Below are 25,522 nucleotides of genomic sequence, written 5' to 3' on the forward strand. Positions count from 1 at the left end.
CTTCTCGAGCGGACCCGGCGACAACCGGTGGGCTGCTTCGACGACCTCGGCTTCGACGGAGGTGACGATGTCGTCGGAGAGGTTGTCGAGGATCCGGCACACCGTCCGCACCCGCGGAAGGTCGATCTCCCCGCCCTCGAATGCTTTCCGTAACAGGGGCAATCGCGTGTGCAAGGCGACGCCGACCGAGATATACGATTCGGCGACCGTCGCCGAGCACCCCAACGCGGCCGCCATTTCGGTGCGCCCGTACCGGCTGTAATGCTTGAACTTGATGTCGTGGGTGATCCAGCTCCGATGAACCTCGTAACAGGCGGTGATCTTGCGGGCCGCCTGCCGATTCTCCGCACGCGCGGCAGCGGTCAACGCCTCCAGTGACACGATCGGTACAGCACCCATCTTCCACCCCCCGGTGAGCCGAAACAAGAACGCCTGTTCGAACAAGAAAAACAGTAACCCGGGCCACCGACAAGATTGCTGGAGCCGAACAGCAGGCGACTGACCTGCCATTGTTCGCCGCGTCGTTCTACACTCCACCCCATGAGCGAGCCTGATTCCACGGCGTCCGAGATGGCCGAGTTGCGAGCTCGGGCACACGAGGGCGATCACGACGCCCTCGACCAGTTGGTCGAACTCGCAGGTTCTCGAAACGACCTCGACGAACTCCGCTCTCTCGCCGATGCGGGCAGCAGCGATGCCGTCGACATCCTCGTCGAGCTCGCCGGTGAACGCGGCGACCGCGAGGAGTTGCAGAGGTTGGCCACCGCAGGCAGTCAGGACGCCGCGGACATTCTCGAAGAGATGGACAGTTAGCCGGGGCTGGGACGCTCCCCCAGTTGCACGGTGAGTCGATGGGCGGCGTCGAGCAGCAGCTTGCCCAGCTCACGTCGTCGATCATCACGGAATCGCGTCTCGACACCCGTCAGGCTCAGCGCCCACGCAGGACCTCCGGCACGGTCGAACACGGCAGCACCGAGACCCCAGCTGCCCTCCACCAGCAATCCAGGGTTCACGGCGAAGCCTGTTGTCCTGGTGAGTCCCACGCGATGTCGAATCGCGTTGTCCGAGTGCGTCTCTCCCCACTCGGGAACCAAGTCGACTCCACCCAGGTACTCGTCCACCTCCCGATCGGGAAGGTGAGCGAGAATGGCCAGACCTGCGGACGCCACCCCGAGCGGAAGCCGAATGCCCTCGTACAACACGTGCGAACGCAGCGGAAAGCTCCCCTCCACTCGAAGCAGGCACACGGTCTCCGCTCCGCGCCGGACCGACAGGAACGCACTCTCTCCGCTCTCGGCAGCCAACGCCTGCACTATCTTTCGAGCCTGGTCGGTGATGTCGTAGCGCAATGCCGCCATCGACCCGAGCAGGTAGATCTCCGGGCCCAGTGACCAGTGGCCGGTGGCGGCGTCGCGGTCGATGAACCCTTGGTCGGCCAGAGACGCCAAGAGGCGATGTGCAGTCGGTCGCGCGATACCGGTCGCCCGAGCGAGCGCGGTGGTCGAGGCACCCGACGGATCCTCGCTTCCCGCCGCGCGCAGCAACGAACAGATCTTGCCGATCACACTTGCGTTGGCTTCCGCTGAGGTCACCCGCCCATACTACGTCCACTCAGTGGACGCCGAGCCCGCATCTGTTCACCGAACGAGCAAAAGCCAGCATTCTCCGCATCCAAATGCACAGCTCAGGTTCACTGGGTGCAACGTTTGCTCAACGAACACATCAGGAGCTGCAAGTGACTGGAAAGACCTACGCGTCCGCCGCCGAGGCGGTCGCGGACATCGGCCGAGGAGCGACCATCGCGGTCGGTGGCTTCGGATTGTGCGGCATCCCCGACGCCCTCATCGAGGCCATCGCGAACACCGACGCCACCGAGCTCGAAGTGTTCTCCAACAACTGCGGCGTCGACGGCTACGGGCTCGGAATCCTGCTGGCAGCCGGACGCATTCGCCGTGTCACCGCGTCGTATGTCGGTGAGAACAAGGAGTTCGCCCGCCAGTACCTCGCCGGCGAACTGGAGGTCGAGCTCACCCCGCAGGGCACGCTCGCCGAGCGACTTCGCGCCGGCGGCAACGGTGTTCCCGCGTTCTTCACTCCGGCCGGAGTGGGCAGCCCCATCGCCGACGGCGGAATGCCGTGGCGCTACGCCGCCGACGGATCCGTCTCGATCGCGTCGCCGCCCAAGGAGACTCGGGTGTTCGGCGACAAGCGCTACGTTCTCGAGGAGTCCATCAATGCCGACTTCGCACTGGTGCACGCCGAGATCGGTGACACCGCAGGAAATCTCGTATTCGACAAGACGGCGATGAACTTCAACCCCCTCGCCGCGATGGCAGGCAAGATCACCATCGCGCAGGTCGAGAATCTCGTCGAGCCGGGCGAGATCGATCCGGCCCACGTACATCTTCCCGGAGTGTTCGTCCAACGTGTCGTGCACACCGGGCCACAGGACAGGCGCATCGAAAAGCGCACCGTCAGTTCAGGAGTTCGAGCATGAGTACAGGGTGGACACGCGACCAGATGGCCGAACGCGCCGCAGCGGAAATGGTCGACGGGGAGTACGTCAATCTCGGCATCGGACTGCCGACGTTGATCCCGGGGTACCTCACCGACGCGGTCAAGGTCACCCTGCATTCGGAGAACGGCATCCTCGGCACCGGGCCGTACCCCACCGAGGACGAGGTCGACGCCAATCTCATCAACGCGGGCAAGGAGACGGTCACCGTCAATCCCGGTGCCGCGTACTTCGATTCGTCGTTGAGCTTCGGCATGATTCGCGGCGGCCACATCGACACCGCCGTGTTGGGCGGTATGCAGGTCTCACGCACCGGCGACCTCGCCAACTGGATGGTGCCCGGCAAGATGGTCAAGGGCATGGGCGGTGCGATGGACCTCGTGCACGGTGCCCGGCGCGTCATCGTCGTCATGGAACACACCGACCGCGACGGGAACCCGAAGATCCTCGACGCCTGCACTCTGCCGTTGACCGGACAGGGCGTCGTGAATCGCATCATCACCAACCTCGCCGTCATCGACGTCGTCGGCGACGGTACCCTCGCACTGGCCGAGCTCGCACCCGGTGTCACTTCCGAAGAGGTCACCGCCGCAACGGGATCCGCACTCACGATCCCGTGACACAGATGTCGTGATACCACTGTGGGCTCGAACGTATCGACAACGTTCGAGCCCACAGTTCGAGGTATCTAGTCCGGAATCATGTCGAAGGTGTCCGGGTTCGGGCCGTTACGACCCTGTTCGCCCTTGTCCAGGGCCGTGATGGCGTCGACGTCGGCGGAGCTGAGCTCGAAGTCGAAGATCTCGAAGTTGGCCTTGACACGCTCCGGCGTCACCGACTTCGGGAAGATGATGTTGCCCCGCTGAATGTGCCAGCGCAGCACCACCTGAGCGACGGATTTGCCTGTCGCGTCGGCGATTCGCTTCAGTTCGGGGTCGTCGAGAACGTTGCCCTGAGCGATCGGCGACCACGCCTCGGTGGGGATGGCGTGCTCACGGCCGTAGGCCCACACGTCGTTGTTGACGAAGTACGGGTGCACCTCGATCTGGTTCACCGCGGGGACAGTCTCGGTCTCCTCCGCCAACCGGTCGAGGTGGGCGGGCTGGAAGTTGGATACGCCGATGTTGTGGGCGCGCCCGTCGGCGACGAACTCCTCCAACGTCTTCCAGGTGGAGACGAAGTCGCCGTCGTAGCGAGTCGGGAGCGGCCAGTGGATCAGAAAGAGGTCCACGTAGTCGGTTCCGAGGTCGCTGAGGGTCTTGTCGAATGCCGTTCGCGCGTCGTCGGGCTTGTGGAAGCCGTTGTTGAGCTTGCTGGTGACGAAGACCGACTCGCGGTCGAGGCCGGAATTGCGAATACCTTCGCCGACCTGCTTCTCGTTGCCGTACATCTCGGCCGTGTCGATATGGCGGTAGCCGATTTCTAGTGCCGTTTCGACAGCCTTCGCCGTCTCGTCGGGATCGATCTGGAACACGCCGAAACCGAGCTGCGGGATCTGCTTGCCGTTTCTGAGCGTGACGTTGGGTACCTGAGTCATGACGCTCGGGTGCCCGCCCTCTCGGTGCTTCAAACCGGATGAAATGATGCGGTCGTGATAGTGCAGCGCATCCGGCGCGTCGTCGACCGTGTCTCCGAAAGCCTCGGCCGATCCTCCTCAGCCTTGATCTCTCCGGAGCGGCACTTCGACCCCGCTCATCCGTGGTTCCTCACTGCCACCGAACGCGGCAACGACGACACTCGAATCACGGCCTGGACGGAGGGCAACCGCGTCCAGAATCTCGTGCACGGCAAGACGTACTTCGCGGCGTTGGCGAAGGCGCTCGAGAAGACCGAGCGCGACGATCTGGTGCTCTTCACCGATTGGCGCGGCGACCCGGAGCAGATGCTCACCGACGACGGCGTGACCGTCGAGGATGCACTCGCCGACGTCGCGCACCGCGGTGGTGTCGTCAAAGGCATGGTGTGGCGCTCGCACATCGAGACGCTCGGTTTCACCGGACCGAAGAATCGCAAGCTCGCCCTTCGCCTCGAGGAGGCCGGTGGTGAGGTGATCCTCGACCAGCGCGTGCTGGTGACCGGAAGCCACCACCAGAAGTTCGTGGTCGTGCGGTACGGCAGGAAAGATCTGCCCGACATCGCGTTCGTCGGCGGGATCGACCTGGCCCGTGCCCGACGCGACGACGCCGATCATTTCGGTGATCCGATCTCACGCCCCTTCCCGCCCGAGTACGGGGAGATCCCGGCCTGGCACGACGTGCAGGTGCAGCTCGAGGGCCCGGCGGTGCGGGACGTCGAGGACGTCTTTCGCGAGCGGTGGGAGGATCCCGCAGCCCTGTCCCGACTGCCCTGGCACGCGATACCCGACATGATCCGAGGCGTGACGCGTGAGCCGTCGGAACTGCCGCCTGCGGCACCGGCTCCGGAACCTCGGGGCACGTGCTCGGTGCAGCTGTTGCGCACCTACCCCAGGCGGCGTCCCGCCTACCCGTTCGCGACCAAGGGCGAGCGCAGTGCAGCCCGGGCGTACGCCAAGGCACTCGACCGCGCCACCGAATTGATCTACATCGAGGATCAGTACCTGTGGTCGGTCGATGTCGCCCGCGTGTTCGCGGTTGCGTTGCGTCGCAAGCCGAACCTGAAGCTGGTGGTGGTGGTTCCCAAGCACCTCGACGACGACAGCGCACTCACCATTCCCTCTGCGCTGCTGGGGCACTCGGCCGCGCTCGAGGTCATCCGCGCTGCCGGCGGTGATCGCGTACTGGTTCTCGACATCGAGAACGACCGCGGAATACCTGTGTACGTGCACTCGAAGGTCTGCATCATCGACGACGTGTGGACCGCGGTGGGCTCGGACAACTTCAATCGTCGTTCGTGGACCCATGATTCGGAGCTGACGGCGGCCATCGTCGACGAAGAACGCGACACCCGCGAGCCCCTCGACCCCGCAGGCCTGGGCGACGGTGCCCGTACCCATGCCCGCAACCTGCGCCTGGAGCTCATTCGCGAACACCTCGGCCGGGCCGATGGTGACGACGCCGACCTGGTGGATCCACAGCAGTTCTTCGATGCGATCTCGGCCTGTGCGACGGCACTCGACGAATGGCACCGCAACCCGTCCTCGGGCCCGCGCCCGACCGGCAGGCTGCGCCGACACGAGATCTCCGTGCCGCCGGTCTGGCAGCAGCGACTCGCTGCGTTCGCGTACCGGCTGTTCGTCGACCCCGACGGCCGCCCGATCGGAATGCGCCTGCGTCGTCGCTTCTGACGTGCTTGCCGTTTCGGACCTGACATATCGGGCATTCGCCCTCGATGTCTCCCTCCCCTCGCGAACTCAGTGCTCTCGTCTTCGCCCCATCCCCACTGTTGACGGTGACCCTCGACCGAGCCCCCAACGGCAACACCGAACTGCACGTGCACGCAGGCGGCCAAGGCCATTGGATCGCCCGGATGGCCACGGTGCTCGGCCTCGACGTGACACTGACGGGAGTGTTCGGCGGCGAGATCGGGGGCATTCTTCGCGACATCGTCGAGCGGGAGGGCATCACCGTCGTCTCGGTCGACATCGGCCAGGAGAGCGGCTCGTACGTTCACGATCGCCGCAGCGGTGAGCGCGAGATCCTGGCCACTGTCGACCCGCCGCCGCTGGCCCGGCACGCCCTCGACGACCTGTTCAGCGCCGCCCTCGCCGCCGGTGCCCGCAGCGACGTCGCCATTCTGGGCGGACCGCACGAAGACGACATCGTTCCGCCCGAGGTGTACGAGCGGCTGTGCGCGGACCTCACCGCCCTGGGCAAGACGGTGGTGGCCGACCTCTCCGGACCGACCATGATCGCCGCGCTCGCCGGCGGCCTGACGGTGCTCAAGGTCAGCCACGAGGACCTCATCGCCGACGGCCGGGCCGAGTCCGAGGACCCGGCGCACCTGATCGATTCGATGCGGCAGATGCACGACGACGGCGCGGAGATCGTCGTGATCTCGCGGGCCGGAGATCCGGCCCTGGCGCTGGTCGACGGCGACGTGCTCGAGATCGTCACGCCGGGGCTGCGCATGGTCGATCACCACGGAGCAGGCGATTCGATGAGTGCAGGCATCGCCGCGGGGCTGGCTCAGGGACTGTCGGTCCCCGAGGCGTTGCGACTCGGCGGTGGAGCGGGCACGGCCAACGTCACGCGCCGTGGCCTCGGTAGCGGGCGACGCGACCTGGTTCTCGGCCTCACCGAAGCGGTGGAGGTTCGTCCGTACGAGAAGGCAGGCAAGAAATGAGAGCCCTGATCACCAACGACGACGGCGTATCCAGTGAGGGCATCGCCCTGCTCGCACGCGTGGCAGTGGAAGCCGGTCTCGACGTCGTCGTCGCCGCGCCGCACGAGGAGCGCAGCGGGGCCAGCGCGTCCTTGACGGGCATGGGCGTCGACGATCACCTCGGTATCGGATCCGTCGCCATTGCCGGTCTTCCCGACGTCCCGGCATACGCGGTGCAGGCGTCACCCGCTCTCATCGCGTTCGTGGCCACCCGCGGGGCGTTCGGCGACCCCCCGGATCTGGTGCTCTCCGGAATCAATCACGGACCGAACACCGGTGCCGCCGTACTGCATTCGGGCACGGTCGGAGCCGCGTTGACGGCACTGACGCATCGGGTCCCGGCAATGGCGCTGTCGTCGATCGCCACGGAGCCTACCCATTGGGCGACGGCCGAGCACGTGGCCCGCATCGCGGTGACGTGGATGATGTCCCACGGCCCGTCCGATGCCGTCGTCAACGTCAACGTCCCGGACGTTCCGCTCGCGGAGTTGGCGGGAATCGTGCCCGCATCTCTGGCCCGCTACGGCGCGGTCCAGGCCGAAATAGGCGATCGCGGGGAGGATTTCGTCACCGTTCGTTTCGACGAGATCCGAGCCGAGGACGACGATTCCGACGCGTCGCTGTTGGCCCGCAACTGGGCGACGTTGACGGCGATCCGTCCGCCCAGCGAGGTGGAGGGAATCGACCTGTCTGCGATGCGCGGCTGACCTGTTTCGTTCGAGCTCACCGAGATGTGTCGGTGAGCTCGTGCACACTGGGAACCATCACCGCACATGCCACGGACCTAGGGGGTCACCGCGTATGACGTTTCATTCTGTAGTTCCACCGTTTCTGCTCGAGCGGCTGCAGGGGCCGGGTGCTCGCGCCACTCTGCTCGCCGATCGTGAGATGCGCGCAGGCCGCGAGGTGGTGCAGGCTCGCACCGCCATCGCCCCGCGCACCGGCGGCACGCTCGAGCGCACGATCTCCGACGCGCAGTCCACTCGTGATCTACCCGGCCGGCAGGTACGTGCCGAGGGCGAGGATCCCACGGGCGATGCCGCGACCGACGAGGCGTACGACGGCCTCGGTGCCACATACGCGTTCTTCGACGAGGTCTACGGCTACTCGAGTCTCGACGGAAGCGGCCTGCCCCTCGACGCGACCGTGCACTACGGCCAGGACTACGACAACGCGTTCTGGGACGGCTCGCGCATGGTGTTCGGCGACGGTGACGGTGAGGTGTTCGCTCGATTCACCGTCTCGCTCGGCGTCATCGCACACGAACTCGCGCACGGGTTCACGCAGTACACCACCCCGCTCGAGTACAAGGACCAAGCCGGCGCGCTGAACGAGTCGATCTCCGATGTGTTCGGCGCATTGGTCGAGCAGTACACGGCCGGGCAGAACGCCGAGGACGCCTCGTGGCTGATCGGCGAAGGCCTGTTCCTGCCTGCAGTGCAAGGTAAGGCGTTGCGCTCGCTGCTCGAGCCCGGAACCGCCTACGACGACGACGTGCTCGGCAAGGATCCGCAGCCGGCCAGCATGGACGATTTCGTCGTCACCACCGAGGACGACGGTGGCGTGCACATCAATTCGGGTATCCCGAACCGTGCGTTCGCCGTTGCGGCCACCACGCTCGGCGGTCCGGCCTGGGACCGCATCGGGCAGGTGTGGTTCGACACGATGACCGTCGGCGGACTGTCCCCGACAGTCGATTTCGCCGGGTTCTCGGCCGCGACCCTCGCCGCAGCAACCAAGCGATTCGGAGCCGGTTCCGACGTTGCCGAGGCCGTGGCCACGGGTTGGTCTACCGTGGGGGTGAAGACAACAGGGCTCGAGTCCCTACCGAAGCCGAGCGACGATCGGGTGTGATCGAGAGCAGATGAGCCTGCGCATCGAGGTACTGCGAACCGGTGGTGTCGCCGGGATGTCCAAGCGCGGCGTCGTCGAGACCGACGAGCCGGAATGGCAGTCGTTGGTCGAGGCCGCGCAGCCGTACATCGCCGATCAGCAGGCCGCCGATCCGGCCGAGTCCAACGCCCGCGACACCTTCGTGTGGAGTGTGTCGGTGGGTGAGCACTCGTGCCGGGTGGGCGATTCCAGCCTGACCGGCCCGCTACGCGACCTCGCGGAGCGCACACTCCGCGAGGGTCGCGTCCGGTAGCGCGAGAACCTCGTTCAGGCCTTCCACTCCGCACTGCGTTCGTCGGTCGCCTGACCCAGCGCCTCGACGAGAGCGTCGATTCCGAAGTCCTTGCCGTACGACGGCGTTCCCGGCTGCTGACGCCACGACTGGGCGAGGGTTCCGCCGTCGACGGGGTCGAATCCGAGCTCGTCGATGACCGAGAAGACCAGCTTCTTCGAATCGTCGTCGTCGCCTGCGATCGGTAGTGCGATTCGACCTCTGGTCCCAGCGGGCACACCCTTCTCGAGCAGGTGCTTGTACCAGATTCCGTTGAACGCCTTGATGACCGGCTCGCCGAGTTGCTGAGAGACCCACACGCTTTCGGGCGTCCCACCCTCGATGTCCTCGATCAACCCGTCCCGCTGCTGCGGGTAGTAGTTGTTGGTCTCGATGATCGGGGCCCCGGGCTTGCGGGCGGAAGCAATTCCCGGAGCGAGATCGGGAACGTTCTTCTGCGGAATGCTCAGCAGCACCAGGTCTGCGTCCTGCGCGGCCTCCGCGGCCCAGACGGCCGTCGCTCCGGTCTCCGCTGCCAGGTCCGCCAGCGTTTCCGGGTCACGTGAATTCGAGAATCTGATCTCGTGACCGAGCGCCGCCCAACGCCGAACGAGGGTGCCGCCGATCAGTCCACTTCCGATGATTCCAATTTTCATATCGAGAACCAACACACTCGACCCGAAACAATTCCCGTCAGGATCCGATCGAGACCTTCGCGCGCGGACGGCCGAACTTCATGGCCTTGTCCACCACCTTGCCGTAGCGCAGTACCGGAAGGTCGCGGAAGTAGTTCATGCGCAGCTTCCACGGGGTCTCGCTGCCCTGCCTGGGGAAGTTGTCCACCGCCCGCAGAACGTAGCCCGCGGCGAAGTCGAGGAACGGTTCTTCGTCGATGGACGGGTCGCGCTCGAGTTCGACGGTGCTGTATCCCTTCTCGTCCATGTGCGCGAGCAGTCGCATCACGTAGTTCGAGACCATGTCGGCTTTGAGCGTCCACGAGGCGTTGGTGTATCCGACGACGAAGGCGAAGTTCGGGATACCGGTGAGCATCATGCCCTTGTAGGCCATGGTGCTGGGCAGGTCGACGTCCTTGCCGTCGACGCGGAACGTCGCGCCGCCCAATGCAGACAGATTCAATCCCGTTGCGGTGACGACGATATCGGCATCGAGGTGCTGGCCGGACTTCAGCTTCAGTCCGGTCTCGGTGAACGTGTCGATGTGGTCGGTGACGATCGAGACCTCGTCTTTGCGAATCGAGCGAAACAGATCGTTGTCGGGCACCAGGCACAGCCGCTGATCCCACGGGTTGTAGGACGGGGTGAAGTGGGTGTCGAGGTCGTATCCCTTCGGCAGCCACCCTTCCTGCATCGTCCGGATCCGCTTCTTCATGAACTCCGGGTACTTCTGGCTCAGGGTGTAGATCAGCATCGCCATGGATACGTTCTTGAGCCGAGTGGCGCTGTACGCCAATTTCTTCGGCAGGCGCTTGCGAAGGGTCAGCGCAATCGGATCCTGCGACGGAAGCGAGAGGACGTAGCTGGGCGAGCGCTGCAGCAACGTGACGTGCTCGGCATCACGAGCCAGATTGGGGGCTAACGTGATTGCCGTGGCACCACTGCCGATCACGACGATCTTCTTGCCCGACCAGTCCAGATCCTCGGGCCAGTGCTGCGGGTGGATCACCTGGCCGCCGAACTTGTCCTGTCCGGCGAACTCGGGACTGAAGCCCTTGTCGTAGTCGTAGTAGCCGCTGCAGGAGAACACGAACGACGCGGTGACCGTGACCGTCTCGTTCGTATCGCTTCGATGCGCGGTCACCGTCCAGAACTGCTGCTCGGACGACCATTCGAGAGCGACGACCTTGTGATGGAACCGGATGTGCTTCTCGACGCCTGCTTCTCGCGCGGTCTCGACGATGTAGTTGCGGATATCGGTGCCGTCGGCGATGGATTTCTCCCCCATCCACGGCTTGAAGCTGTATCCGAGGGTGTACATGTCGGAGTCGGAGCGAATCCCGGGGTAGCGGAACAGATCCCACGTTCCCCCGATAGCACCGCGGCTCTCGAGAATTGCGTAGGTCTTGCCGGGCAGATCGTGCCCGAGGTGGCGCGCGGCACCGATCCCGGACAGGCCGGCACCGATGATGAGGACGTCGACCTCGGGAGTGGGCAGTACGGCAGTCATGTCAACGATTCCTTCGATGTCTTTCGATCAGCTGGTCTTGTTGCGAGCGCTCTCGGACCTGCCGAGGCGGGCCACTTCCTCGTCCATCTTCGGCAGGATCGTCGGCACGTGTTCGAGCATGCTGCGATCGCCGACCCGCGAGGTGATGACGGCTTTGAACCACGACGCTGCTCCCACCCACCGCGGCACGTAGACGCGACGCTTGCGCTTGGCCAGGCCGTCGACGAAGGCGTCGACGCACTGGTCGACGGTCATCGTCTTGCCCAGCGGGCCCGGGAGCACCGCGAGCAGATCCTGGAATGCGGTGAGGTCGGACTTGGCGTCCTGCACCATCGGCGTATCGATCCAGGCCATGTGTGCCGAGCCGACGTCGACGCCTCGGTAGTTGACCTCGAGCCGGAGCGCATTCGCAAAGTGTTCTGCTGCAGCCTTACTGGCGTTGTACGCGGCCAGGCCGGGGCACGGGGTGAACGCCGCGAGCGAGGAGACGACGAGGATGTAGCCGTTGCGTTCGATGAGCGACGGCAGCGCAGCGCGGACGGTGTTGAACACGCCCATCACGTTGATGTCCATGACACGTTGGAACGTGGCGGGATCGACCTGCATGATCGATCCGTAGCTGGCGATTCCGGCGTTCGCGAGCACCAGGTCGATGCCGCCGTACGCCTCGATTCCGCCGTCGACGGCCCGCTGCATGTCGTCGAGGTTCCGGACGTCGGCGACGAACGCGGTTGCCTTCAACTGGGCCGCGACCTCACGGAGCGGGGCTTCGTCGACATCGACGAGGATCAGCTGGGCACCTCGGCCGGCGAGCGCCCGCGCGGTCGCGGCACCGATCCCCCGTGCCGCCCCGGTGATCAGAACGACCTTGTTCCGTAGCGTCGACGCCGCCATGTGCTCCCCCTCCATCGGAATGCTTGTCTGCGAACACTTTGCATCTGATACCGAGCGGTGTCAAGATCTGTCTGTGACCATCCCTCACAGTGAAGTCGGCCGCACCTACCGAGGTGCCGATCCTCGGCAGCGGCAGCAGGAGCGTCGGATTCGCCTGCTCGACGCAGCCGTCGAAGTCTTCGGCACCACCGGCTACCGGACCGCAACCGTGGAGAAGGTGTGCAGCGAGGCGGGCCTGACCAAGCGCTACTTCTACGAGTCCTTCACCAACAGCGAGGACCTGCTGATGGCGACCTACGCCCGCGCCACCGACGCCATGCGCGAGAACATCCTGGCCGGTGCCGCCGCCGAGGCCGACTCCACCGAGCAGGTGCTTCGAGCCGCTCTCACCGGCTTCTTCACCTTCGTCGCCGAGAATCCGAAATCTGCGCGCATCGCCTTCGTCGAGATTCTCGGGGTCTCGTCCACCGTCGATGCGCTCTACCGCAAGACCACGACCTCGTTCTCGGAGACCGTGCTCCAGGTGGCCGAGGCGGTCGGTTCCGGCCACGGGCTCGCCGGGCCGAACCGTCGAACACTGGCCATGGGCCTGGTGGGCGCGGTCCTCACCATCGCCCAACAATGGCTGCTCTCTCCCGAGCGCGAACCGTTGGATTCGGTGATCGCCAGCGCCCACACCATCCTGGCCGCAGTGGTCTTCGGCCGCGTCGACGGTTGAGCGTCAGGTCACGGCCTGCTCTGCAGCGGCTCCACCGGCTCCTCCGCCGTGGCTCGCTCGCCGGACTTGACGACGACCACGCCGAGCAGAACCAGTGCGCCACCGGCCAATTGGATCGGTGCCGGAGCCTGACCGAGCAGCAACCACGCGAACACAAGTGCGGCAACGACTTCCATCAATCCCATGAACGACGCCAACCGTGACCCGAGGCGTCGGCCCGCGGCGATCCCGAGGACGTAGGCCAGTGCGGCCGTCACGACGCCGAGGCCGATGATCGGGACCCACCACGGCACAACCGCATCGACGAAGGTGACATCGGTGAGCGGGGCGGCGAACGGTACGATACCGATCAGCCCTGCGACCAACAGGATGAGACCACCGGTGAGCAGGCCGGCCCCGGCGAGCACGATCGGCGGGAGTCCGTTGCTCTCGTCCGCCGACAGCACCCAGTAGACGGCCGCACCGGCCATCGAGCCCAGCGCCCACAGCACACCGACGGTGTCGACGTCGGCACCGGAGATCAGGTCGAGCACGAGCACCAGACCCATCGCGGCCAGCAGTGCGCCCACCACGGTCAGCCGACCCGGTCGCTGTTGGTGACGGAACCACATCCAGCCGATGACGGCCACAGGCGAGGTGAACTCGATCAGCAGCGCCACCCCCACCTCCATCCGTCCGACGGCGTTGAAGAACGCGAGCTGGCAGCCTGCCACCGCAAAAGCTCCGTAGGCGAGCAGCAGCTTCCAGTTCTTCGCCAGCAGGCTCCATCGCCCACGCAACGCGAGAATCGACGGAATCAGCAGGACGGCCGCCGCCAGCAGGATTCGCGCGGTCACCGCAGCCCCGGCCGTCCAGCCGGCGTCGAGCAGTCCCGTCGCGAGCGACCCGGAGAGGCCGAAGGACGCCGCCGAGAGCAGCGCGAAACCGAGTCCCGAGAGTCGACGCGACCGCGCCGCAGCGTCGTGGGTGGCCGCGAGATCTACCTGCGCGTCATGAGTGTAAGCCGTCATGACATGTGACAGTAGGGAGTGACTTGGTAAGGTGTCAACATGCTTTTTGCTCATGACGCGGAATTGTCGTTGCTGTCCGCCGTGGCCTTGGTCAATTCGGCCGAGGACCCGGACACGCTGACCACGCGGGAGCAGCTCGCCGAGTTCTTCACCGAACAGGGGTACTCCGGCCGGTTCGACGGCGACGACGCCGAGCTAGAAGCGGTGCGGGCACTGCGGCCGACCCTGCGCGCACTGCTGACCAGCAGCCGCGACGACGCGGTGGTCGAGGTCAACCGATTGCTGGCCGAGTCCTCGGCCCTGCCCCGACTGGTTCGTCACGGAGATCTCGACTGGCACGTCCATGCCGTCGCCGACGACAGTCCCCTCGTGACCCGCATCGTGGTCGAGACCGCGATGGCCATGATCGACGTCATCCGGGCAGACGAGCTCTCGCGCTTCGACGTCTGCGCCGATCCGGACTGCAACGGGCTGGTGCTCGACCTCTCACGCAACCGGTCGCGTCGGTTCTGCAGCACCACGTGCGGCAACCGCGCGGCGGTTGCTGCGTATCGAGCGCGCAAGGCCCAGTAGGACCGCGGGGCTTAGTCGATCGGCTTTCGGGTATTCCACGATCGAACTGATCGAAAGGAATTACTCCCATGGTCGAGAAAAGGCCTCCCGTATCAAGCATGTCCAGAGCTGTCGTCAACATGTTGGCCGTCGTACTGATCTTTGCCGGAATTGCCTCAATCGGCGGCCTGATCGCCGCATTGGCCGGCGGCTTCGAGGGTTGGGCCATCGTTGCGGGCATCGCGATAATCGCGCTGTTCGCCGGCGGATATCTGGCCGTACGCGAGGGCGCTCGTCGTCGATCCAGCGAGTCCACGCAGTTCGTCTACGCGCCGGACCACACCGACGAACTGTTCGACGTCGACCCCAACACCGGCGAGCGGACCCCACACCGCGAGTAGAGCACTGGATGCGGGGCCGCTGCAGGTTCGAAACGGCTGTGGGGCTCAGAACGGATATCTCTGGATGTCCGACTGCATCGTGACCCACTGCAGGTCACAGAAGGTGTCGAGGTTGACGGTGGTGCCGAAGTGCCCACCCGAACCCGAGGCCTTCACGCCACCGAACGGAGCGACCGCCTCGTCGTCGACCGTCTGATCGTTGATGTGCACTGCGCCGGAACGGATTCGGTCCGCCAACTCGTACGCCGCGAACGGATTCGCGGTGACGATCGCAACGGACAGGCCGTATTCCGATGAATTGATGATCTCGATCGCCTCGTCCACGGTGCGGTACGTGGTGATGGGTGCGACTGGGCCGAAGATCTCCTCGGTGAACGCCGGCGAATCCTTCGGCACGTTGCCGAGCACGGTCGGCCGATAGTGGAGACCGTCGAACGTTCCGCCTGCAGCCAGTTCGGCACCGGCCGTCACCGTGGACTGCACGATGCCGTCGACTCGCTTCAGTTGGTTCTCGTCGATGATGGGCCCCAACGCATTCGACGGGTCGGTCGGGTCTCCGACGGTGATGCGTGCAGCGATCTTCGCAAGCTCCGCGGTGTACTGCTCGGCGAGATGCTCGGGAACGAGGTGCCGGCCCGACGCCATGCAGATCTGCCCCTGGTGCAGGAACGATCCCCATGCGCCCGCCGATGCGGCGGCCTCGATGTCTGCGTCGGGCAGCACGAGGAACGCGTTGTTCCCGCCGAGTTCGAGGTGGACCTTCTTCAGTAGTGGCGCTGCAGCTTCCGCGATTCGCCGGCCGGCTGCCGTGGACCCGGTGAACGAGATGCACGGGACATCGGGGTGCGAGACGAGAGCGGCTCCCACATCGACACCCGAGGGCAGTACGTGCAACAGACCGTCCGGCAGGCCTGCTTCGGCGAAGATCTCGGCGAGGATCAGACCACCCGAAATCGGCGTTCGAGGATCGGGTTTGAGAACGACGGCATTGCCGACGGCCAGAGCAGGTGCGACCGACCGCATGGACAGTACCGAGGGGAAGTTGAACGGACTGATCACGCCGACGACGCCCATCGGAACGTAACGGCCCACCGAGAAACGCGATTTCGCGCTCCGCAGCACCTGCCCGTAGGGCTGCGACGCGAGAGCGGCGGCCTCGGTCAGCTCGGCGAGAACCAGTCCGATCTCGGCCCCCGCCTTGCCGTGACTCGATCCCGATTCGGGAACCAACCACCGCGTCAGACGCTCGGGATCGTCCGCGAGAAGCTCCGCGGCCCTCGTCATGACCGACGCTCGCTCGGTGTACGGCTTGGCGGCCCATTCCTTCTGCACACGTGCAGCTTTCGCGACTGCTCGATCGAGGTCGGCGACGTCGGCGGCACCGACGGTGGCCACGACCGACCCGTCGGACGGCGCGGTCACGTCGAGGGTTCCACCACCGCCGTCCACCCATCCGCCGTCGAAGATCTTTGCCGTCCACGCCTGTGTGTTCGCCATGTCAGTCCTGCTCTTTCCTACTCGGTGTTCTTCGTTCGTCGAGGTTGGGCTGCGATCGCTGCGTCGAGCACCTCGGCCTCGGCCCAGGATCCGTGGAATGCGAACGGCACTCGGACGGGGAGCTTGACGCGTGCGAGTGGTTCGCGGGTGAACGAGTCGGCCTCGTGCACCAATAGTTCGGACAGGCCGGACGCCGGATTCCACCACAGGGTCAGCAGGTAGCCGTCGTTCTCGATGCTCGCGCCTCGACGCTGAACGAAGACCGGTTCACTGGGGCTGGTCAAACCGTCCGGCCCTTCGAGCACGATCGTCTGTCCGGTCGAGAAGTCATGGCGCGCAAGCCCATCCGTCAGGGTCAGCGGCGACAGGCTTCGGGTGGTGGCGAAGTAGCCGAAGCGATTCTCCTGGCCCAGCCACGCGTCGTTGATCTTCGGGAACTCGCCCGCCACCCCGCTGTGCATGTGCTGGGTGGTCGTCCTGGTTGCGGTATCGAGCACGAACCGCCAGGCCATCGCGGGTGGAAACCAGGAGTGCGAGTCGATCGGCTCGTCCGAGTCGTCGGCCGGATTGCCCAGACGTGCAATGACGTGCAGGTCCACCACGATTCCGGTGGCAGTTTCGTGGGCGTTGAAGAAGTGCGTCGGGGCCAGCATCAGGCCGGTGTCGTACCACGTGACTTCGTGGGTTCGACGGTCGAGGACGGCGAACCTGCTGCCGTTCGGTGTAGCCGATTCGTCCCAGAGCACCCCGGGCCGCCCCGCCATGATGCGGTCGAGGCGGAACTGGTTGGGCGAGATCAGGAAGATCGCGAGGTGTTCGCTCACGATGTAATCGTGCACCATTGCCGGACAGCCCATCTCGAAAGTGACGGTATCGACGACGGTGCCGCTGGTATCGGCCTCGTACCACGTCAGATTCGGCCCGATGGCAGAGTAGAAGAGCATGTTGCCCGTCGACGGTTCGATCTTGTAGTGCGCTGTGCACAGGATATCCAGTGCGCCACCGAAATCGTACGTGCCCTGCGTGTCCAAGCTTTCGGGGTGCATCGAATGCGGCAGTCCGCCTTCGTAGTACACCAGCAGGTGGTCGGCGAACAGGCCGACGTTGGTATTGGCGACGCTCTTGGACGGCGGTGCGCCAACGGGCAGATCCCGCTTGGCCTTGCCCGAGCCGTTGACGAAACCGCTGTACAACGCTTCACCGGCCTCGACCTCGATCTTCATGGTGTCGGTGTGCACCCACTTCATCCGGAACGACGCCTTCCCGTCGCGGATATAGGTGCCGGCGACTCCGCCGTCGCCTTCCCACCAGTGGTAGCGGTCGGTGTCGAGCGGCTCGAAGCGGGGGTTGTCGGCTACCCGGAACAGGGCGCCGGCCAGGTCGTCGGGCAGTTTCCCGATGACCTCGAGGTCGAATGCCTCGGTCTCCTCGTGCCACGGCGCGAACGGACCGTTCAGGAACTTGTTGGACGTGTTCCAGTCGACATCCGCCTCGTGGCGCGCAGTCGCAGGCGCGGTCCGTCGGACCAGTGTCGTCGGGAGCGGGGTGGGTAGGTCACGCATAGCTGACGCCTTTCGTCTCGAGACAGGACAGTTCGGAAGGGCTCGGGGAAGATCCGGTCCACGACGCCACCGCGGCTCGAACGTCGTCACCCTCGTGCGGAAGCCACGCGGCCGCGACGAATCGGTCGGGCCGGACGAGGACGAATCTGCCGGTGTACGTGCGCATCTCGTCGTCCAATCGACCGTCGACGTCGAGCAGTACGTTGACGTCGTCGATTCTCGGTGCCGTGCGATCGGTGGGCACTGCGGCCTCGACGGCGTGCAGGCCGCGCGCGATACCGCGGGCACGGGACCAGTCCCCCGCGTCGCGCACGTCGATTCCCATCAGCGCCCAACCGGTTCCGAGAATCTCGTCGAGCGGGCGGATGGTTCGGGTCGCCGAGTCGAAGGCCAGGGGTTGCCCGATCGCACTCCCGGTGTCGTCGCCGGGGAGTACGAGTCCGTCGGAGAATCGGTACGGCGGGCGGTAGGCCATGGTCTCGAACCAGCGTCGCCCGTTCTCGGTGGCCAATGCGGCTCGGACCAACTCGTCGCGCCTGGCCGCGACACGAGGATTGGTCGTCATCACCACGCGGCCCAACCGCTCGGACGCGCGAACCACCGCGGCGGCGTGCGGGCCACGCTCGGATCCGTATGTGGCCAAGACTCTTTCGTGCAGACAGCCGTCGAGCACCCCGGCCAACTTCCACGCCAGGTTCGCGGCGTCACGAATGCCGGAGTTCAGACCCTGACCGGCGAACGGGGGCATCATGTGTGCGGCGTCGCCGAGCAGGAAGCAGCGCCCGAGCTGCCATCGGTCGGCCACGAGACCGTGGAAGCGATAGTTGACGGCTCGTTCGACCTGAGCGGGTGTGATCGGGCGGTAGCGCGAGACGAGTCTTTCGATGAGCTCGAACGGTGGCGAGTCGGTGGCCGTGCCCTCGCCGTCGAACAGGCGGAATTCGTATCGACAGCGACCGTCGAGTCCGGGTACCACCACGTGCGGCCTGCTCGGATCGGCATGGTGCATTCCGTAACGCTCGATGTGAGGGTCGCCGAGCGTGTCCACCACCAACCACAATTCCGGATGGCTGCGTCCGGTCATGCCGATCTTCAGCAGGTTTCGAACCGTGGATCGTCCGCCGTCGCTGCCGAGGAGGTAGCGGGCGCGCACCGTGCGTCCACCCGCTTCGATGGCCACGGCGTCCGCATCCTGCACGATCGAGGTGACCTCGGTGTCGAACCGTACGGTGACATGGTGTGCCGTATGCAGAGCCGCTGCCAGCACGCGTTCGAGATCCGGTTGCGCGAACGGGTTCTTGAACGGGAAGCCCAGTCGGTAGGCGCTCTCCGCGCCACCGTGGAAGAGCGGTTCGTCGTCGAGGCCGTAGTAGCGAGTTCCGGTGCCCGGCACGACGATCGGCAGAATTCGGTCGATGACGCCGGCCTGCTGATAGGTGCGCAGTGCCTCGTCGTCGATGCTGATCGCTTTGGGTTCGTCGCTCGTCGTCGAACGACGCTCGAGAACGATGACGCGGAGCCCTCGTGCAGCGAGCAGCAGGCCCGCGGTCATCCCGACCGGACCGGCACCGCAGATCGCTACGTCGTAGAGGGTGTCGAATCTCGTGTCCACACCACCAAGGTAGCGCGCATCACGTTAAATAGGAATGGTGTCCCACAAAATAGGACACACTACGAGCTGACGACGGCGAGCCTCGTCGACAGAGTCTCCGCCGCTGCCCGCACTGCGGTGACGAGCACGTCGGTCCGATCCTCCGGAACACGACGTCTGATCGCGACGATGCTCAATGCCGCTGCCACCGAACCGGACTCGTCGAAGATGGGTGCGGCGATTCCCATCGCATCCGGGTCCACCTCCGCGACGGTGACGCCGTAGCCGGTGGTGCGGATGCGCTCGAGGCGATCGACGAGGCGATCGACGTCGGTCAACGTCCGATCGGTGAAGCGTTGCAGCACATGCCGACCCAGAATCGAGCGGATCTCCTTCTCCGGCAGCCAGGCCAGGAGCGTCAACGCCGACGCACCGGCATTGATGGGCAGCCGACTCCCACGCTCGTAGCTCAGGCGCACCAGCTGCTTGGCCCCCTCGCACCGCTCGATGCACACAGCCGTGTCGTCGACGAGCCTGGTGAGCAACACGGTTTCCCCTACCTCGTCGGCCAATTCACGCATCACGGGTTGGGCGATCGTCGTCAATCCGTAACCGCGCCTGGCTAATCGAGCAAGTTCGAGTACTGCGACACCCAACCGAAAGCCGCCATTGGGAGCTTCCTCGAGAAACGATGCGCCGACCAACGTCTGCAGATATCGGTACGCCGTGGAGCGCGCACTGCCGAGGGCCTCGGCGACATCGTTGGCGCTGATCTGCAGGCGATCCTCGGTGAACATTCCCAGGATGATCAGCGCGCGGTCGGCCGTGCTGTTGCGTTCTCGGTATCCACTCGTCTCGGGAGCCATGTCTCCATCCTAGTTCTGATTGTCAGGACTGCAGTGTCATCAAACGGATCTTCGCCCTTGACAGCTGTGATCCAGGCCATGAACACTGTCCTGTATTAGACAACAGTAGTCCTGCTTTACAGGACATTCCCTCAGGATGAGGAACCCATGAACCCCACCCACCAGAAACTGGATCGCGGCACGCTCATCGCCTGTTGCCTCGCGATCGGCGTCGCCCAGATGGGCGTCTCACTCGCAGCGCCCATTCTCGGCGTGATCCAACGCGACCTCGGAGCGAGCGCAGCGGCGCTGGCCTGGATCCCGGCCGCGTTCATCCTCCCCACCGCCATACTCGAGCTGAATTTCGGCGTACTGGGCGACATGTTCGGCCGCAAGAGGCTGCTCGTCTGGGGCGGCGTGCTCGTCTTCGTCGGCGACGTCGTCGCCGGAACGTCGGGAACCCTGACACAACTGATCGCCGGGCAGGCCATCGCCGGACTCGGTGCCGCCGCAATCTTTCCCACGTCACTGGCCATGCTGGTCTCGGCAACCCCCGATCGTCAGGAGCGAGCCCGCGCTCTGTCTCTCTGGGCAGTCAGCCTGGCGTTCGGTGCCATGATCGCTCCGCTGATCAGCGGCTTCGCGGCCGAACACTTCAGCTGGGGCTGGTCGTTCGCCATTCCCGCCGTTCTGGGTCTCGTCACCGCCGTGGTCAGCGCCGCGGTGATCGTCGACTCACGTCATCCCGCCGGACGCGGACTCGACTGGCCGGGCCAGATCACCATCGCCGTCGCCTTGCTCGCCCTACTGTATGCGGTGATCCAGGGCTCCGTGGACGGCTATTCGAGCCCCGTCATCGTGGGTGCCTTCGTTCTCGCGGTCGCCGCAGGCGTCGCGTTCGTCATCAGCGAGCAGCGAGCGCGCACCCCGATGCTGAATCTCGCGCTGTTCCGTACGCCTGCCTTCACGGCGACTGCGCTGATCGGTTTGCTCGCGATGTTCGGCTTCATCGGAACCGCCTACGCGCTCAGCGTGAAGCTCGAAGCGATCCTGCACGTCAGCCCGCTGCAGGCTGCACTGCCGTTCGCTCTCATCCAAGCCGTACCGCTGCTCCTCACGCCACTGCTCCCGCGCCTGTTGATGCGCGTCGCGGCCCGCACCCTGTTGGTCACCGGACTGTCGGCATTGGCCGTCGGTCAGATATGGATGGCTCAGCTACCCGGCGACTCCACCTCGCTGCTCGCGATGACCGGCCCGATCCTGTTGCTCGGAACCGGCTTCATCACCATGTTCACCGCACTGACGGCCGTCGCCGTCGGAGCCGTCGCCATCGATTAAGCCGGAATGGCCAGCGCGGTAACCAGTCTCGTTCGCGAGACCGGGCAGAGCCTCGGGCCCGCGATCGTCAGCGCCGTGGCGTTCGGAGTTGCCGGAGCCACCCTGACCTCCACCCTGTCCGACGGTTCTCTCCCTCCCGAGGCGGTGGGCGTGGCATCCGGCGTCGCAGAGCAGGGCGGGCCGTTGGCGGTGGCCAACGCCGACCTCGGTCCGATCTCGGATCTGGTTGCACCACTTGCCAGGACGGCGCTCGAGACCGGCCTCGACATCGGCATCTACGTCTGTGCCGGAGCCACCGTCCTGGCTGCGCTCATCGCCCTCGTCATTCCCGGCGGAGCCCCCAGGGGACTCGATGCTGCCCCGATCGACGCGGCAGCATCACCTACGGCCGGGCGACTGCTGCCCGCCGGTGAGTGACATGTCCACGCCCACTCTCCATCACGTCTCACCCTCGACGTCGAGCTGGCTCCCCCGGTGGTGATCGGGTCGACCCCACACGGAATGCGTCGGGTCATCCCGATCACCGGCGGCCGATTCCAGGGACCGGCCGGATCCGGGACGATCCTGCCCGACGGTGCGGACTGGAACCTGGTGCGCACCGACGGCGTCACCCACCTGTGGGCTCGCTACACGATCGTCACCGACGACGACGTGACCATCATGGTCACCAACGAGGGCTGGGGCACCCAGGACGATGCCACCATGGAGCGCATCTTCACCGGCGGTGGTGCCGACATCGACCGCTGGTACTGCTCCACCAACCCTCGCTTCGAGGTGGCCGATCCAGGATGGAACTGGTTGAACCACAGCGTGTTCCTCGGCCACTTGGAACCGCCCACCCGCGGCGACCGGGTGCGTATCACCGTCTACACCGACGCCCCCGTTCCCACCCCATCGACGCCCCGAAAGGCGGATCACTGACATGACCACTCCCACCCGGAACAGACTGCAGGAAGGTGGAGCCGTGGGCACACTGCGCCGGACCGCCGTCTCGCACCTCGGCTTCACCGTTCCCGACGTCGCCGCCACCGCCGGCTTCTACGGCCGCACCGTCGGCCTGACCGTGCAGGAGGAGCTCGCAGGCGGCGGCCTGCGCCTCGGCTGGGGCCTCGGACACCACGTTCTGGACCTCACCGAGGGTCCGAAGGCACTGTCTCACTACGGCTTCGAGGTTCGTGATGCCGACGGTATCGCCGGGATCACCGCACGATTGAAGGACGCCGGCCACGACTTCACGGATCTGGATCCGTCCGTCCTCGACCATGCCGTCGGCGCACCGTCGGGCATCTCGGTGACCGACCCCGACCGCACCACGGTGCATTTCCACGGACCGGTCGCGCGCCAGGGTGAGAACGCTGCCGATCCGGGACGACGCCCGATCAAGTTCCAGCACACCACTCTCGGCACCGACAACGTGGCGCAGATGGTCTCGTTCTTCGTCGACACCGTCGGATTCCGCATCTCCGATCAGCTCGAGGACGGCAAGTTCGCGTGGCTGCGCAGCGACCGCGATCACCACACTCTGGCCGTCGTCGAGAACGGTGTGCCCGGCGATCTCGACCATTACTCCTACGACCTCGCCGAGTGGGAGGACTTCAAGTCCTGGTGCGATCGCCTCACCGAGATCGGTGTCGACGTCGTCTGGGGCCCGGGACGCCATGGCCCCGGCAACAACTTGTTCGTCTTCTTCGACGATCCCGCGGGCAACCACATCGAGCTCTCGGCCGAGATGGAGAAGTTCCACGACGACCGAGCCACGTACGTGACGCGGCAGTGGCGTCCGGTACCCGCGTCGGTGAATCTGTGGGGCGGACAGCTGGCGAGCTGGCGCAAGACGAGCGAAAGCGAGATCTGAGCTATGGCTTACATCAGCTACGAGCACAACGGTATTCGCGGAGTCGGCGAGGTCGACGGGGATTCGCTGATCCCGCTGCAGGGAATCGACGCACTCGGGCGAACCAGTTCGCTCGAGGCACTTGCCGGGGCAGATCGCCTGACCGGGGAGCGTCTACCGATCGGCGACGTGCGCGTCCTCCCGGCTGTCACCGACCCCGCCCGAGTGATCTGCGTCGGACTGAACTACCGCGACCACATTGCCGAAACAGGACGCGAGTTCCCCACGTACCCGGTGATGTTTCCCAAGTTCGCCTCCAGCCTGATCGGGGCCTACGACGACATCGCCGTCCCACCGGAGAGTTCCGAGGTGGACTACGAGGGCGAGATGGCCGTGATCATCGGACGCGCGGGCCGCCGCATCACCGAGGAGAACGCACTCGATCACGTTCTGGGTTACACCGTCGCCAACGACATCACGATGCGTGATTACCAGTACAAGACGCATCAGTGGATGCAGGGAAAGGCTTGGGACGCAAGCACTCCCCTCGGCCCGTACGTCGTCTGCCCCGAAGGGGTCGACCTCGCGAGTTGCGGCATCCGTACGATCGTCAACGGCGAGAAGGTACAGGAATCGGATCTGTCGCAGTTGCTGTTCACGGTGCCGAACCTGATCGCAACAATCTCCACGTTCACCACCCTCGAGCCCGGTGATGTCATTCTCACCGGCACGCCCGGCGGAGTGGGCTACCGCCGCAAGCCTCAGCTGTTACTGAAGCCGGGCGATCACGTGAGTGTGGAAATCGACAACCTCGGGTCGGTGAGCAACCGATTGGTGGCGGAGGTGCACTGACATCTGTGCGTCTGCGCTGCCTGTGGCACTCGTCAGTCCGAATCGGGCTGCAGCGCAGCCAACATGCTCGTGTTCGGCGCATGTCGGCTGATCCACGTCGCTTGGACGGCGTGGTAGAGATCGGGTTTTCCGCTCCACACCGTTGCCGCTGGAACGTTGTGGGAGTCGAGTTCGTGATGCCAGGAGCCGTCGACGCGGTCGACGAAGTAGTCGGCCGCAACGTCCCACCACGTTCGATAGTCGGTGCCGTACCGTTCTTCTCCCGTAACGCGTCCGAGAGTCGCGGCTGCTCCGATCGCCTCGCACAACACCCAGTGCAGTCGACCCGTGACAACCGGCTGCCCTGTCCAGTCCGTGGTGTAGACGAACCCGGGGGTGGGCCCGGGCTGCCAGCCGTCGACGGCAGCCCGGTCGTAGAGGGACTCGGCCGCGTCGACGTAGTCCCGCCCGCCCGCAACGAGACTTGCCTGCACGAGGAGTCGCGCCCACTCGAAGCCGTGGCCGACGGTGGCACCGTAGGGCTTGAACTGGTTCGCTACGTCGTCGCGGTTGTACTCGAGCTGCGGGATCCACTCTGCCGTGAAGTGCTCCGGGACGCGCCACTCGTTGGCCGCGGACCATCGACATACGTTGTCGCAGATACGCAGTGCACGTTCGCGCCAGAGCTCGGGCGCACCGGCGTCGGCGGCGGCCAGCAGCGCCTCGACCATGTGCATGTTGGCGTTGATGCCGCGATACGGATCGAGCTCGGACCAGTCGACAGTCCAGGTGTCCGAACACATTCCGTACCGTTCGTCCCAGAACCGAGAGTCGACGATATCGAGTGCCTCGTCGAGAAGTTCCCGGCCACGTGCGTGACCCACCGCGGCGGCAGCCGACGCGGCGAGCACTACGAAGGCATGCGTGTACGCCGATTTCACTGCATCGGGCGAGGCCGCGTCGGCACTGGACTCGAACCAGCCGCCGTTCGTGCTGTCCCGCAACGTGGTCGACAGTCCGTCGAAGACGCGATCGGCTCTCCTGCGGGAACCCGGTCGGCCCTGCACGGACCCGAGAAAGTGCACATGCGCCATCCGAGCGGTGATGTACGTATGCGCCGGATGGTCGAGGTCGGGGTTACCGCGATCGTCCAGCCACGCCGCGCCTCCGGCGGGTTGGTCGAGTGTGGTTCCGAAATCCAGAAGTCGAGACGACTCGGTGTCGAGCCACGATCGATGAGAGGGCAGTGTCCACCAGTTGCCGGGGTCTGCTGGAGTCATGCGT

27 protein-coding genes and 1 pseudogene are annotated in these 25,522 nt (G+C 65.5%); 16 read left to right on the plus strand and 12 right to left on the minus strand.

Annotated features, from left to right (window positions below; translation table 11 throughout):
• Nucleotides 1-399: DUF222 domain-containing protein (locus CH249_RS08470; protein WP_179273216.1), on the minus strand; the 399-nt coding region annotated here is incomplete at its 3' end.
• 141 nt (nt 400-540) lie between these two features.
• Here CH249_RS08470 and CH249_RS08475 point away from each other — a divergent pair.
• Nucleotides 541-813: a hypothetical protein gene (locus CH249_RS08475; RefSeq protein WP_179272852.1), complete on the plus strand. Its 273-nt coding sequence runs from the start codon at nt 541-543 to the stop codon at nt 811-813.
• Here the strand turns inward: CH249_RS08475 and CH249_RS08480 are convergent.
• Nucleotides 810-1,592, minus strand: a complete 783-nt coding sequence (locus CH249_RS08480; RefSeq protein ID WP_179272853.1) for an IclR family transcriptional regulator — start codon at nt 1,590-1,592, stop codon at nt 810-812. The genes CH249_RS08475 and CH249_RS08480 overlap by 4 nt on opposite strands.
• Before the next feature lie 143 nt (nt 1,593-1,735).
• Between CH249_RS08480 and CH249_RS08485 the strand changes: the two genes are divergently transcribed.
• Entirely contained in the window at nt 1,736-2,497 is a 762-nt protein-coding gene (locus tag CH249_RS08485; protein WP_045198502.1) for a CoA transferase subunit A, read from the plus strand.
• On the plus strand, nt 2,494-3,135 hold the full coding sequence (locus CH249_RS08490) for a 3-oxoacid CoA-transferase subunit B (RefSeq protein WP_094646691.1): 642 nt from the start codon (nt 2,494-2,496) through the stop codon (nt 3,133-3,135). Before CH249_RS08485 ends, CH249_RS08490 begins: the two co-directional genes overlap by 4 nt.
• Nucleotides 3,136-3,203: 68 nt before the next feature.
• On the opposite strand, the gene CH249_RS08495 is transcribed toward CH249_RS08490, so the two are convergent.
• Complete coding sequence (locus CH249_RS08495) at nt 3,204-4,052, minus strand: aldo/keto reductase (protein WP_094646690.1); 849 nt, start codon at nt 4,050-4,052, stop codon at nt 3,204-3,206.
• Between the two features lie 54 nt (nt 4,053-4,106).
• Between CH249_RS08495 and CH249_RS08500 the strand changes: the two genes are divergently transcribed.
• The 5 genes from CH249_RS08500 (at nt 4,107) to CH249_RS08520 (ending at nt 8,963) form a co-directional block, all read left to right on the plus strand.
• Nucleotides 4,107-5,780 (plus strand): phospholipase D-like domain-containing protein, encoded by a 1,674-nt coding sequence (locus tag CH249_RS08500; RefSeq protein ID WP_032395214.1) that lies wholly within the window; start codon nt 4,107-4,109, stop codon nt 5,778-5,780.
• Nucleotides 5,781-5,824: 44 nt separating this feature from the next.
• Nucleotides 5,825-6,778 carry a 1-phosphofructokinase family hexose kinase gene (locus CH249_RS08505; RefSeq protein ID WP_094646689.1) on the plus strand — a complete coding sequence of 318 codons (954 nt, stop codon included), beginning with the start codon at nt 5,825-5,827 and terminating at the stop codon, nt 6,776-6,778.
• Nucleotides 6,775-7,524, plus strand: a complete 750-nt coding sequence (gene surE, locus CH249_RS08510; protein WP_032395216.1) for a 5'/3'-nucleotidase SurE — start codon at nt 6,775-6,777, stop codon at nt 7,522-7,524. Before CH249_RS08505 ends, surE begins: the two co-directional genes overlap by 4 nt.
• Before the next feature lie 94 nt (nt 7,525-7,618).
• Nucleotides 7,619-8,671, plus strand: a complete 1,053-nt coding sequence (locus CH249_RS08515) for a M4 family metallopeptidase (protein WP_032395217.1) — start codon at nt 7,619-7,621, stop codon at nt 8,669-8,671.
• A gap of 10 nt (nt 8,672-8,681) precedes the next feature.
• Entirely contained in the window at nt 8,682-8,963 is a 282-nt protein-coding gene (locus CH249_RS08520; RefSeq protein WP_052049464.1) for a protealysin inhibitor emfourin, read from the plus strand.
• Between the two features lie 14 nt (nt 8,964-8,977).
• Here CH249_RS08520 and CH249_RS08525 read toward each other — a convergent pair whose 3' ends face one another.
• From CH249_RS08525 to CH249_RS08535, 3 genes are read right to left on the minus strand one after another with little or no spacing between them, the layout of a single operon-like run.
• A complete protein-coding gene (locus CH249_RS08525) occupies nt 8,978-9,637 on the minus strand; it encodes an NADPH-dependent F420 reductase (RefSeq protein ID WP_094646737.1) in 660 nt (219 codons plus the stop codon).
• 37 nt (nt 9,638-9,674) lie between these two features.
• Entirely contained in the window at nt 9,675-11,165 is a 1,491-nt protein-coding gene (locus tag CH249_RS08530; protein ID WP_094628674.1) for an NAD(P)/FAD-dependent oxidoreductase, read from the minus strand.
• Between the two features lie 27 nt (nt 11,166-11,192).
• Nucleotides 11,193-12,059, minus strand: coding sequence for an SDR family oxidoreductase (locus CH249_RS08535; protein ID WP_045198492.1), 867 nt, complete (start codon nt 12,057-12,059; stop codon nt 11,193-11,195).
• 73 nt (nt 12,060-12,132) lie between these two features.
• On the opposite strand from CH249_RS08535, the gene CH249_RS08540 reads away from it, so the two are divergent.
• The gene (locus CH249_RS08540) at nt 12,133-12,777 is read left to right on the plus strand and encodes a TetR/AcrR family transcriptional regulator (RefSeq protein ID WP_032395220.1); all 645 of its coding nucleotides are present in this window, start codon (nt 12,133-12,135) and stop codon (nt 12,775-12,777) included.
• Between the two features lie 8 nt (nt 12,778-12,785).
• Here CH249_RS08540 and CH249_RS08545 read toward each other — a convergent pair whose 3' ends face one another.
• On the minus strand, nt 12,786-13,787 hold the full coding sequence (locus CH249_RS08545; RefSeq protein WP_045198491.1) for a DMT family transporter: 1,002 nt from the start codon (nt 13,785-13,787) through the stop codon (nt 12,786-12,788).
• Nucleotides 13,788-13,826: 39 nt separating this feature from the next.
• Here CH249_RS08545 and CH249_RS08550 point away from each other — a divergent pair, with 39 nt between their 5' ends.
• Nucleotides 13,827-14,360 carry a CGNR zinc finger domain-containing protein gene (locus tag CH249_RS08550; protein WP_094646688.1) on the plus strand — a complete coding sequence of 178 codons (534 nt, stop codon included), beginning with the start codon at nt 13,827-13,829 and terminating at the stop codon, nt 14,358-14,360.
• A 98-nt stretch (nt 14,361-14,458) separates the two neighbouring features.
• The gene (locus CH249_RS08555; protein WP_094646687.1) at nt 14,459-14,740 is read left to right on the plus strand and encodes a hypothetical protein; all 282 of its coding nucleotides are present in this window, start codon (nt 14,459-14,461) and stop codon (nt 14,738-14,740) included.
• A 45-nt stretch (nt 14,741-14,785) separates the two neighbouring features.
• Here CH249_RS08555 and CH249_RS08560 read toward each other — a convergent pair whose 3' ends face one another.
• From CH249_RS08560 to CH249_RS08575, 4 genes are read right to left on the minus strand one after another with little or no spacing between them, the layout of a single operon-like run.
• Complete coding sequence (locus tag CH249_RS08560) at nt 14,786-16,237, minus strand: aldehyde dehydrogenase family protein (RefSeq protein ID WP_094683078.1); 1,452 nt, start codon at nt 16,235-16,237, stop codon at nt 14,786-14,788.
• A 17-nt stretch (nt 16,238-16,254) separates the two neighbouring features.
• Nucleotides 16,255-17,799, minus strand: coding sequence for a carotenoid oxygenase family protein (locus CH249_RS08565; protein ID WP_094646685.1), 1,545 nt, complete (start codon nt 17,797-17,799; stop codon nt 16,255-16,257).
• Nucleotides 17,792-19,411 (minus strand): FAD-dependent monooxygenase, encoded by a 1,620-nt coding sequence (locus tag CH249_RS08570; RefSeq protein ID WP_256988213.1) that lies wholly within the window; start codon nt 19,409-19,411, stop codon nt 17,792-17,794. The genes CH249_RS08565 and CH249_RS08570 overlap by 8 nt, the downstream gene beginning before the upstream one ends.
• Before the next feature lie 59 nt (nt 19,412-19,470).
• Complete coding sequence (locus CH249_RS08575; RefSeq protein ID WP_045198486.1) at nt 19,471-20,256, minus strand: IclR family transcriptional regulator; 786 nt, start codon at nt 20,254-20,256, stop codon at nt 19,471-19,473.
• 147 nt (nt 20,257-20,403) lie between these two features.
• Between CH249_RS08575 and CH249_RS08580 the strand changes: the two genes are divergently transcribed.
• From CH249_RS08580 to CH249_RS08595, 5 genes and pseudogenes are all read left to right on the plus strand, one after another.
• Complete coding sequence (locus tag CH249_RS08580) at nt 20,404-21,573, plus strand: MFS transporter (RefSeq protein WP_218828404.1); 1,170 nt, start codon at nt 20,404-20,406, stop codon at nt 21,571-21,573.
• A gap of 6 nt (nt 21,574-21,579) precedes the next feature.
• Nucleotides 21,580-21,990: a hypothetical protein gene (locus tag CH249_RS28190; RefSeq protein ID WP_218828405.1), complete on the plus strand. Its 411-nt coding sequence runs from the start codon at nt 21,580-21,582 to the stop codon at nt 21,988-21,990.
• A 39-nt stretch (nt 21,991-22,029) separates the two neighbouring features.
• Nucleotides 22,030-22,494: pseudogene (locus CH249_RS08585) on the plus strand (DUF3237 domain-containing protein); the annotation flags it as partial.
• 1 nt (nt 22,495) lies between these two features.
• Nucleotides 22,496-23,428, plus strand: a complete 933-nt coding sequence (locus CH249_RS08590) for a VOC family protein (protein WP_094683080.1) — start codon at nt 22,496-22,498, stop codon at nt 23,426-23,428.
• 3 nt (nt 23,429-23,431) lie between these two features.
• Nucleotides 23,432-24,259, plus strand: coding sequence for a fumarylacetoacetate hydrolase family protein (locus tag CH249_RS08595; RefSeq protein ID WP_094683081.1), 828 nt, complete (start codon nt 23,432-23,434; stop codon nt 24,257-24,259).
• A gap of 32 nt (nt 24,260-24,291) precedes the next feature.
• On the opposite strand, the gene CH249_RS08600 is transcribed toward CH249_RS08595, so the two are convergent.
• The gene (locus CH249_RS08600; RefSeq protein WP_094683082.1) at nt 24,292-25,518 is read right to left on the minus strand and encodes an AGE family epimerase/isomerase; all 1,227 of its coding nucleotides are present in this window, start codon (nt 25,516-25,518) and stop codon (nt 24,292-24,294) included.
• Nucleotides 25,519-25,522: the final 4 nt, after the last annotated feature.

The organism is Rhodococcus sp. 05-2255-3B1 (assembly GCF_002258545.1).
In the GTDB taxonomy this organism is placed as follows: domain Bacteria; phylum Actinomycetota; class Actinomycetes; order Mycobacteriales; family Mycobacteriaceae; genus Rhodococcoides.